This is a genomic window from Cellulosimicrobium marinum (assembly GCF_020551945.1).
In the GTDB taxonomy this organism is placed as follows: Bacteria; Actinomycetota; Actinomycetes; order Actinomycetales; family Cellulomonadaceae; genus Cellulosimicrobium; species Cellulosimicrobium marinum.
The window spans coordinates 722,509-732,084 of sequence record NZ_JAJBZH010000002.1 but is presented as its reverse complement, the minus strand read 5'-3'; the positions used below and the strand labels follow the sequence as shown (position 1 = coordinate 732,084).

At 74.7% G+C, this 9,576-nt stretch carries 10 protein-coding genes; 4 read left to right on the top strand and 6 right to left on the bottom strand.

Annotation, left to right across the window (positions count from 1 at the left end):
* Positions 1–431: 431 nt before the first annotated feature.
* Positions 432–1,418 carry a helix-turn-helix transcriptional regulator gene (locus tag LGQ04_RS07210; RefSeq protein ID WP_229242994.1) on the bottom strand — a complete coding sequence of 329 codons (987 nt, stop codon included), beginning with the start codon at positions 1,416–1,418 and terminating at the stop codon, positions 432–434.
* A 117-nt stretch (positions 1,419–1,535) separates the two neighbouring features.
* Here LGQ04_RS07210 and LGQ04_RS07205 point away from each other — a divergent pair, with 117 nt between their 5' ends.
* Together LGQ04_RS07205 and LGQ04_RS07200 are read left to right on the top strand one after the other, a co-directional pair.
* Positions 1,536–2,597 carry an ATP-binding cassette domain-containing protein gene (locus tag LGQ04_RS07205; RefSeq protein WP_229242993.1) on the top strand — a complete coding sequence of 354 codons (1,062 nt, stop codon included), beginning with the start codon at positions 1,536–1,538 and terminating at the stop codon, positions 2,595–2,597.
* A complete protein-coding gene (locus tag LGQ04_RS07200; RefSeq protein WP_229242992.1) occupies positions 2,594–3,424 on the top strand; it encodes an ABC transporter permease in 831 nt (276 codons plus the stop codon). Before LGQ04_RS07205 ends, LGQ04_RS07200 begins: the two co-directional genes overlap by 4 nt.
* Before the next feature lie 24 nt (positions 3,425–3,448).
* Here the strand turns inward: LGQ04_RS07200 and LGQ04_RS07195 are convergent, their stop codons facing one another.
* Together LGQ04_RS07195 and LGQ04_RS07190 are read right to left on the bottom strand one after the other, a co-directional pair.
* Positions 3,449–4,888 carry a restriction system modified-DNA reader domain-containing protein gene (locus LGQ04_RS07195; protein WP_229242991.1) on the bottom strand — a complete coding sequence of 480 codons (1,440 nt, stop codon included), beginning with the start codon at positions 4,886–4,888 and terminating at the stop codon, positions 3,449–3,451.
* 136 nt (positions 4,889–5,024) lie between these two features.
* The gene (locus tag LGQ04_RS07190; RefSeq protein WP_229242990.1) at positions 5,025–5,345 is read right to left on the bottom strand and encodes an MTH1187 family thiamine-binding protein; all 321 of its coding nucleotides are present in this window, start codon (positions 5,343–5,345) and stop codon (positions 5,025–5,027) included.
* A gap of 37 nt (positions 5,346–5,382) precedes the next feature.
* Between LGQ04_RS07190 and cofD the strand changes: the two genes are divergently transcribed.
* Together cofD and LGQ04_RS07180 are read left to right on the top strand one after the other, a co-directional pair.
* Positions 5,383–6,363 (top strand): 2-phospho-L-lactate transferase, encoded by a 981-nt coding sequence (cofD, locus tag LGQ04_RS07185; protein WP_229242989.1) that lies wholly within the window; start codon positions 5,383–5,385, stop codon positions 6,361–6,363.
* Positions 6,356–7,201, top strand: a complete 846-nt coding sequence (locus LGQ04_RS07180) for a CofC family guanylyltransferase (RefSeq protein WP_229242988.1) — start codon at positions 6,356–6,358, stop codon at positions 7,199–7,201. Before cofD ends, LGQ04_RS07180 begins: the two co-directional genes overlap by 8 nt.
* On the opposite strand, the gene LGQ04_RS07175 is transcribed toward LGQ04_RS07180, so the two are convergent.
* From LGQ04_RS07175 to LGQ04_RS07165, 3 genes are all read right to left on the bottom strand, one after another.
* Positions 7,198–7,809 (bottom strand): nitroreductase family protein, encoded by a 612-nt coding sequence (locus LGQ04_RS07175; RefSeq protein WP_229242987.1) that lies wholly within the window; start codon positions 7,807–7,809, stop codon positions 7,198–7,200. The two genes, LGQ04_RS07180 and LGQ04_RS07175, sit on opposite strands and share 4 nt — an antisense overlap.
* A 20-nt stretch (positions 7,810–7,829) precedes the next feature.
* Positions 7,830–8,420, bottom strand: a complete 591-nt coding sequence (locus tag LGQ04_RS07170) for a hypothetical protein (RefSeq protein WP_229242986.1) — start codon at positions 8,418–8,420, stop codon at positions 7,830–7,832.
* A gap of 162 nt (positions 8,421–8,582) precedes the next feature.
* Positions 8,583–9,566, bottom strand: a complete 984-nt coding sequence (locus tag LGQ04_RS07165; RefSeq protein ID WP_229242985.1) for an aldo/keto reductase — start codon at positions 9,564–9,566, stop codon at positions 8,583–8,585.
* Positions 9,567–9,576 lie beyond the last annotated feature (10 nt).

The window sequence follows — 9,576 nt, the reverse complement described above, 5'->3', positions numbered from 1 at the left end:
CCCCAGACACAACCAACCACCCCACCCAGACGAGCGAAGAACAGCCAGCCATGCCCACGAGGACAAAAATTTGGCATTGACTAACAAGCACACTGTTGAGTTCTCAAACAACCGACACACACCGCCTCCGGCCGCTTCAGCGGCTTTTGCGCGGGGTTTCTTCATCCAGCCTACCAGACCCTGACCTTCGTCCCGAACCCGGTGAAACCGGATTTGCGGTTCAGAATGGTCTGAATCGGGCCCCCGAACTGTACCTCAGGCGCAGCACGCTGCAACCTTCGAGACAATGGTGGGGTTTCGCCTGCGGGACCAGCCACTTCGCGTCTGCTCCGAAGAGCTGCGCCGTGGTGTCTGTTCCTCCCTGCCGGGCGACCTCGAGAACATTACGGGGCCCGCGGCCGAACGGTCAACTCGCCTCCCCGTGACCCCGATCACCTGGCCCCCTCCGCCAGGCGTCGACCGACGGTGCGCGCGGCCTCGCGGAGCTCGGACGGACCCTCGATCGCCACGTCGGCGTCGAACATCCCGAACCACGCAGCCAGACCTGCCCACGACCAGGACCCGGCCGTCACGCGGCAGCGATCGCCGTCCAGCTCCTCGACGACCCCCGCGCCTCCGACCCACGGCGCGACGTGGTCGGCCCGCATGCCGAGGATCGCGCTGCCGCGCACCGGCCACGGCGGCGGGGCGAACTGCTCCTGCACGTAGGTGGCGACGTCCGGTGCAGGGAGCGTGCGCGGCACGAAGCCCGCTCCTGTTCCTTCCCGGGGCGTCATGCGGTCGACGCGGAAGGTTCGCCAGTCGTCGCGCTCCACGTCCCACGCGACGAGGTACCAGCGTCCTCCCCAGGTGACGAGGTGGTGCGGCTCCACCCGACGCGGTGGTCGGAACGCCTCGGACGCCGGTGCGCCCGCGGGCCGGAGGGGGTCCCCGCTCCCGCCGTCGTAGTCGAAGCGCATCGTGCGCCGCTCGCGCACCGCCGTGCCCACGGCGAGGAGGACGTCGGCCCGGACCGGGGGGCGCTGAGGCTGCCGCCCGCGGGGTACCGACGTCACCTCCAGCGCGTCGATCCGGGCCCGGAGCCGCGCGGGCATCACCTGCCGGATCGTGGTCAGCGCGCGCGCCGCGGCGTCGTCGAGACCGGGGAGCGACGCCGTCCGCAGCGCGAGCGCGACGGCGACGGCCTGCTCGTCGTCGAACAGCAGCGGCGGCAGCTCGGCCCCGGCGTCGAGGCGGTACCCGCCGTCGGGCCCCTTCGTCGCGCGGACGGGGTACCCGAGCTCCCGCAGCCGGTCGACGTCGCGCCGCACCGTGCGGGGGCTGACGGCGAGGCGCTCCGCGAGCGTCGCCCCTGGCCAGTCGCGGCGGGCCTGGAGGAGGGACAGCAGCCGGAGCAGCCGGCCGGACGTCTCGAGCATGGCTCCAGGGTCGCACGCGGTAGAGGCCAGTACCTGTCCTCTACCGGCGCCACAGTGGTGGTGTTCCGTCCGGCACCCGCCGTCGACGAGCACCTCACGACCCACCCGGAGGACACCGTGATCCGAACCCGAGCGCTGACGAAGGACTTCCGTGTCGGCCGCGACCCCGACGCCACCGTGCACGCCGTGCGCGGGATCGACCTGGACGTCGCGCCCGGCGAGCTCGTCGCCGTCCTCGGCCCCAACGGGGCCGGCAAGACGACGACCCTGCGCATGCTCACGACCCTGGTGCGCCCCACGTCCGGGTCGGCGACGGTCGCCGGTCTCGACGTCGTGACGCAGGCGGACGCCGTGCGGCGCAGCATCGGGTACGTCGGGCAGGGCAACGCCGCCGGCCACGGCCAGCGTGCCGTCGACGAGCTCGTGAGCCAGGCACGCATCCACGGGCTCGACCGCCGCGCCGCGCGCCGTCGGTCCGACGAGCTGCTCGACGTCCTCGAGCTGTCCGCCCAGCGCACGCGCAAGGTGTCCGACCTGTCCGGCGGCCAGCGCCGCAGGCTCGACGTCGCGATGGGACTCGTGCACTCGCCGGCGCTGCTGTTCCTCGACGAGCCGACGACGGGCCTCGACCCGCACAACCGCGCGAACCTGTGGGAGCACGTGGGGCGGATGCGGGACGCGGTCGCCGCGTCCGGCACACCGATGACGGTCGTCCTCACCACCCACTACCTCGACGAGGCGGACTCGACGGCCGAGCGCGTCGTCGTCGTCGACCACGGCGAGGTCATCGCGGACGACACCGCCGCAAACCTCAAGGCGGACCTCGCGGGCGACCAGGTCGTCGTCGAGGTCGAGGGAACGCCCGACGGCGCCGCGCGGCTCGCGGAGGTCGCCGCCCGGGTCGAGGGGTTCCGGGAGGTGCTCCACCGCGGCACGGACGGGCTCACCGTGCGTGCCCGGCACGGCGACGCGTACCTCCCCCGCCTCCTGCGTGCCGCCGACGCCGACGGGCTCCGCGTGGCCCGGGCGCACGTCCAGCTGCCGACGCTGGACGACGTCTTCCTCACGCTCACCGGCCGCAGCCTGCGCGAGACGGCCACGAGCACCGACCCGACCACCCCGAGCACCGGGGCGCCCGTCGAGGACGCGTCCCGGCCGACCGAGAGGACCGCAGCATGAGCACCGTCGACACCCGTCCCGCCCCGACCGACGCGGGACCGTCCGCGCCCCCGGCCACGCGCCGTCGTCTCGTGCGGGACACGGGCATCGTGCTCGCTCGCGAGCTGCGTCCGGTGGTGCGCGACCCGTTCTCCGTCGTGTTCGGGCTCGTGCAGCCGATCGTGTTCCTTGCCCTGTTCGGACCGCTGCTCGTCGGGTCGCTCGGCGGCAGCGACGCGATCGGCGGGAACGTGTGGCAGTGGTTCGTCCCGTCGATCCTCGTCATGACGACGCTCTTCGGGACGTCGGCGACCGGCGCCAACCTGCTGTTCGAGCTCCAGACGGGTGCGCACGAGCGGATGCTCGTCGCCCCGTTGAGCCGCTCGTCCCTGCTCGTCGGGCGGGCCCTCAAGGAGATGGTGCCGGTCGTCGCGCAGTCGGCGGTCGTCGTCCTCGTCATGCTGCCGTTCGGGTTCGAGCTGCACGTCGCGGGGGCCGTGCTCGGTCTCGCCCTGCTCGCGCTGCTCGGCGTCGGGATCGGCGCGCTGTCCTACGCGCTCGCGCTCGCCGTCCGCAAGCAGGACTGGATGTTCTGGATGGTGCAGCAGACGGTGCTCTTCCCGCTGATGCTCCTGTCCGGGATCCTGCTGCCGCTCGAGACGGGCCCGCGCTGGATGCAGGTCGCCGCGTCGGCGAACCCGCTGCGCTACGTCGTCGACGCCGAGAGGGCGCTGTTCGCCGGGGACCTTACGGCATCCGTCGTGGCGTGGGGCTGGGTGGCCGCGGGGGCGACCGCGGTCGTCGGCCTGCTCGTCGGCATCCGCGCGATGGTGCGGTCCGCGGACTGAGGTCCGGGCCCGGGACGACCCGGCTCAGGCGTTCCGGTCGCGGAACGCGTCCGTGAGTGACGGGCCGTCGTCGCCGAGCCGCCACACGCTCCAGCCGTCCGCGGTCGCGGTCCCCGAGGCCGCGACCGCGGCCAGGTCGGGATGGCGGAACCGGGCGCCGTCGGACAGCTCGATGAACCCGTCGGGCTGCAGGACCGCCTCGAACCGCTGCCCGCGGCGCGGCCGCGACCACACGAGGTGGCGCGGGGCGCCGAACGAGCGGGCGAGCGCGACGAGGTCCGGGTCGTCGTCCGGGCCGAGCGGGGCGTCGGGACGCGGCGCCGGGGCGGGCACGACGTCGCGGCCCGGGCGGGTGTCGAGGCCGAGGTCGGTCGGCGGCTGGTAGGACAGCGGGTCGTACGAGCGCTCGGACGCCGGGGTGTGCTGCTGGGCGTACTCGTGCGTGAGGATCGACTCCCGCGTCCGCACCGACTCCCGCGTCCGCACCGACTCGCGCGTGAGGACGGACGCGCGAGAGACCCGCGCGTCGTCGCCGTGGTCGGCGGGCCGCCGCTCGGCCCACGGGGCGGGCTCCTCGGACCACGCGGGCGCGGGCGCGGCGGGCAGCTCGTCCGACGGCGCGGGGCCGGGCAGGCCGGCATCGTGCGCCGAGGACTCCAGGCGCACGTCGATCGGCACCGCCGCGAGGGGCCCGGTGGCGTCGAGCGAGGACGCGGCGGCCGGACGGGGCTCGAGCTCGGCGGCGCGGCGCCGCTCGGCCCGCGAACGGCGGGCGTGCTGCGTCACCACGGGAAACTTGCCGGTCAGGGCCCGCCCCACGGCCACGCCGTCGGCGAAGTCGGACGCCGGGGCCGCCTCGCGCGCCCGGACGGGGGTGCGCTCCGGCCGGGGCGCCACCTCCTGACGCCCCACGACGAGCGGGGAGACGTCGACGAAGCGACGCCCGTCCGCCCCGTGCACGACACCGAGCCGCAGGACCGCGACGGGCGAGCCCGGCTGGCGGAGGAAGTCGAGCGCGTCCTCGATCCCGGGGGCCGCGCTCGAGCAGATGACGATGAGGCGCGCGCCCGTGGTGCGGGCCGTGGCCTGCGAGCGCGTGAGGGGCACGTTGTCGTAGAAGGCCGCCACGTCCTGCTGGAACCGGGAGGCACCGCCGGAGTAGCGCGCGGCGAGCTCGGCCCGGGTGAGCCGGCCCGCGCGACCGGCGTGGTTGAGCGCCTGCGTGAGCGCGTGCTCCGTGAGCTCGGCCGTCACCTCGATGACGACGGGCAGACCGGCGGCGTCGAGCGCGAGGAGGTGCGGCTCGTCGGGCCCCGACCCTTCGGCGACGGGGAAGATCTGCTCGCCGAGGAGGCTGTCGAGGTTCCCGTCGACGACGCGCTGCGCGTCGGTCCCGAAGGCGCCCGCCGGCTGGGGCGGCTGGACGAGCAGCGGACGCTCGGCGTCCACCTCGAAGAGGGGCATCGGTAGGTCTCCTGCTGCAGCGGAACGCGACCGGGACGGGGGCGTTTGCCGCTTAGCCTACGTCGCGGGTCAAGTCCCGCGAACGGGTCGAAGCTCGTGCTTCGGACGCCCGCGTCGGCGGGGGTCCCGCCGCAGGTCAGGCGTGCCCGGTCTCCTGCTCGTCGGTGGCGAGACGCTCCTCGACCCGGTCGACCTTGCCGGTGAGCTCCCCCGTGCGACCGGGCCGGATGTCGGCCTTGACGACGAGCGAGACGCGGTGCCCGCCCGCCCCGACGGCCTCCGTCGCGCGCCGGATCACGGGCATCACGTCGTCCCAGTCCCCCTCGATCTCCGTGAACATCGCGGTCGTGCGGTTCGGCAGGCCCGACTCGCGGACGATGCGGACGGCCTCGGCGACGGAGTCCGCGACGGACTCGCCGGCACCGAGCGGGGCGACGGAGAAGGCGAAGACGGCCATGGGCCCATCGTGGCACGGCCCGCCGTAGGCTCGCCCCGTGACGCAGGACCCGACGCCCGACTCCCCGCCAGACGCCCCGACCGACGCCGTGCCTCCCGCCGTGACGGTCCTGGCCGGCGGGGTCGGGGGTGCGCGGCTCGCCCACGGCCTGGACCTCGCCGGGACCGACCTCACGGTCGTGGTCAACGTCGCGGACGACGTCGAGCTCCACGGCCTCGCGATCTCCCCCGACCTCGACACGGTGACGTACACCCTCGCCGGCCTGGCGGACGAGGAGCGCGGCTGGGGCGTCGTCGGCGAGTCGTACGCGACGCTCGACGCGCTGGGTCAGCTCGGCGAGGACACGTGGTTCACCCTCGGCGACCGCGACCTCGCGACGCATGTCGTGCGGACCGCCCGGCTGCGGGCCGGGGACCCGCTGTCCGCCGTGACGGCCCGGATCACCACGGCGCTCGGGGTGCGGGCGCGCGTGCTCCCGGTGAGCGACGACCGTGTCGCGACGCTCGTCGACACCCCGGCCGGGCGGCTCGGGTTCCAGGAGTACTTCGTCGGACGGCGGCACGCGGACGACGTCCTCGGCCTGGTCTACGACGGTCTCGACGCCGCACGGCCCGCGCCCGGGGTGCTCGACGCGCTGCGCGACGCCGACGTCGTGGTGGTCGCGCCGTCGAACCCGTTCCTGTCGGTCGAGCCCGTGCTCGGGGTGGCGGGCGTGCGCGAGGCCCTGGCGGCGTCGCCCGCGCGCCGCGTCGCCGTGAGCCCGATCGTCGGCGGCCGCGCGATCAAGGGACCGGCCGCGCAGATGCTCGCGACGCTCGGCCACGAGGTGTCGGCGCTGGGCGTCGCGCGCCTGTACGCCGGGCTCGTCGACGTCATGGTGATCGACGACCAGGACGCCGGACTGCGCGCGGACGTCGAAGGGCTCGGGATGCGCGTGCTCGTCACCGACACCGTCATGGGCGGCGCACCCGGCCGCGAGCGCCTCGCACGCGAGATCGTGGCGGCGGCGCGTGGCTGACCGCACGGTGCCCGGCGGCCCACCCGTGCCCGACGGCGGCACGCACCCGGGTGCGCCGGGCCGCCCGGGCCGGGTGGTCGCCGTCGTGCCGCTGCGCGACGGGACGTCGGGCAAGTCGCGTCTCGCGCACGTGCTCGACCCGACGACGCGCAGCCGCCTCGTCGCGGTGCTCGCGCGGCACGTGGTGGCGACGCTCCTCGCGTCGGACGGGGTGGAGCGGGTCGTGGTCGTGACGTCCGACCCGCGCTTCACGTGGCGTGCGCTGCGCGACGTCGTCGTCGACCCCGCGACCGCCGACGACCCCGACGGGCCGCCGCTGCTCACGGCGGACGCCGACCGGGTGCGGATCGTCCTGCAGCCCGCGGACCGTCCGGGCCTGAACGCCGCGGTGGACGTGGGGCGCGAGGTCGCCGCGCAGGACGGCCCCGTGCGGCTGCTCGTCACGCACGCCGACCTGCCCGCGCTGTCGACCGACGACGTCGCCGCCCTGCTCGCCGAGGACGCCCCGGTCGTCGTCGCGACGGACCGGCACCGCTCCGGCACGAACCTGCTCGTCGTCGACGCGGACCTCGTCACGTCGCCGAGCACGACGTTGGTGCCGGTATCGAGCGCAGAACGACAGCAACCTCGTGCTCGGCAGGAAGCGTTCGCGTTCCGGTTCGGCCCCGACAGCCGCGCCGCGCACCTCGCGGAGGCCGAGCGGCTCGGGGCGAGGGCCGCCGTCGTGCACCGCCCCGGGACGGCGACGGACCTCGACACGCTCGACGACTGGGGCGAGCTGCCCGCACCGGTGCGGGCCGCCGTCGGGCAGCAGGTGCCCGGCCTGCCACCTGCCTAGGGATGCCAGCGGCCCCGGTGCACGACGTCGTCGACCGGCTTGCGGGCCCGACGCCGCGGCGAGCCGCTCGGGCCCGCGTCGCCCGGGTGGCCCAGCGCGACCACGCCCGTCGGGGCGAACTCCCCCGGGATCCCGAACGCCTCCCGCAGGCGCCCCACCTCGCCGGGCTGGACGCCGAAGAAGCACGCGCCGAGCCCCTCGTCGACCGCCGTCTGGAGCATGAGCAACGACGCCATCCCCGCGTCGACGTGCCAGTACGGCACCGCCCACCGGTGCTCGTCACGGTCCGCCCACCCCTTGTCCGGCTCCGCGTACCGGTCCAGGTAGGCGTCCTTGGACGTCAGCACCACGACCAGCACGGGCGCCGTGCGCATCCCCGCGAGCCACGTGCTCATGTTCCGCTCGGTGTCGGCCGGGGTCGTGGCCGCCCAGAACCGCGCGACGTCCGCGGGCTCCGTGAGCACGACGAACGCCCACCCCTGCGCGAACCCCGCGCTCGGCGCCCGCACCGCGTTGCGCAGCACACGCTCCACCTGGTCGGGATCGACCGGCTCGTCGGTGAACCGCCGCACCATCCGGCGCCTGCGCACGACGTCCTGGAACTCCATGCCCCGATCGTGGCACGGCCTCAGCGCCCGCGTCCGCGCCCCCGAGGCTGCTGACGACGAGACGGACGCCGAGCGGCGGGCACCCGCCCCTTCGGACGGTCGCTCCCGGTCCGATCGCTCCCGCCGAGCGTGGTGACGAGGGAGTCGAGCGGGGGCGGGAAGGTCGGGACGAGCGCGGCGTCGGCCCACACCCCCTGGACGGTCAGGTGCCAGGCCGCGTCGCGACGGCACCGCTCCGCCACGGCGTCGCGGAGATCGGACCTCTCGACCAGGGCGTCCTCCACAGGTCCTGCAGCGACGAGCGCGAGGAAGGCATGGTCGTCGACCGGGACGCGCTCGAACCCGAGCGCCACCAGCGCGTCCAGCACGGGAAACGGGTCCGGCTCACGGAGCACCCGCTCGGTGACCTCGTCCCGCGCGTCGGTCGACGCCTCGCTCTCGAGACGCTCGGCACGCGCACCGGACGACAGCAGGTGGTGCGCCAGGTAGCGCTCCGCGAGCGCCCGTGCCCCGGCGACGTCGAGGGTCGCGAGAGGCGGCGCCTCGTCCGTGTCGTCGACGCCGTCGGACGGATCGTCGCCCGGCACCACGCTCGTGTACGCGTATCCCACGCGGCGAGCATGACGGCACCGGGTCCTCCCGTCGAGCGAGATCCGCTCTGTCTCGGCGATGGCCGGTGCGCGCGGGACGAGTGATGCGCTTCTGTCCGAGGGATGCACGTCGACGTGCGTCACTCGAACGCAAGCGCATCACTCGTCGGGACTGCCTGCGTGTCAGACGGCGTCGAGACGGGCGCGGTGCTCGTCGTCGAGGTCGAGGTCGGCGGCGCCGAGGAGCTCGTCGAGCTGGGCGAGGGTGCTCGGCCCGACGATCGGGACCACCGGGTGCTCGCCGCCGAGGAGCCAGGCCAGGACCACCTGGTTCGGGGTGGCGCCGGTCTCCCCCGCGACCTCGTGCAGGGTGCGGATCCGGTCGCGCGTCGAGGCGTGGTCGAACCCGTCCCACAGCGGCTTGTCGCGCCGCACGTACGCGCCCTGGAGGATCGGCGAGTACGCGACGACGGCGAGCGGCGGGCGCTCCGGCGTCCCGGTCGACGCCGCGTAGTCGAGCAGCTCGTACGACGCCCAGTTGTGCCGGCCCGGCTCGGGCGTCGGGTAGGCGTACGTGTAGTTCTGCTGCACGAGCCCGTAGGGGGCGACGCCCTGGCGCAGCGCCTCCTCGCGCGCCTCGACGACGCGCCACAGGGCGACGTTGGAGATGCCCGTGATCCCGACGACGCCCTCCGCCTGGAGCTTGCCGAACGCGCCGACGGTCTCGGCGAGCGGGGTCGCGTGGTCGTCGACGTGCCCGTACAGCACGTCGAGGTGGTCGACGCCGAGGTGACGCAGGCTCTCGTGCGCCTCCCCCGCGACGACGTCGGCGCCGAGCCCCTGGAAGTTCGTCGGCTCGACGTTCTGCAGGGGAAGCGCCGGGTCCTTCTTCGCGGCGCCGAGCTTCGTGGCGAGGCGGACCTCGTCGCGCACGCCGCGGCTCGCGAGCCAGCGGCCCAGCAGGTCCTCGCTGTCCCGGCCGTAGCCGCCCGCCCAGAAGCTGTAGTTGTTCGCCGTGTCGAAGAACGTGCCGCCCGCCTCGAGGTAGCGGTCGAGGATGGCGAACGACGTCTCCTCGTCGACGAGCGTGCCCATGTTCATCGTGCCGAGGCACAGCGTCGAGACGTCGAAGGACGTGCGCCCGTCGCCGATGGTGCGGTACCGCATGGTGGTCTCC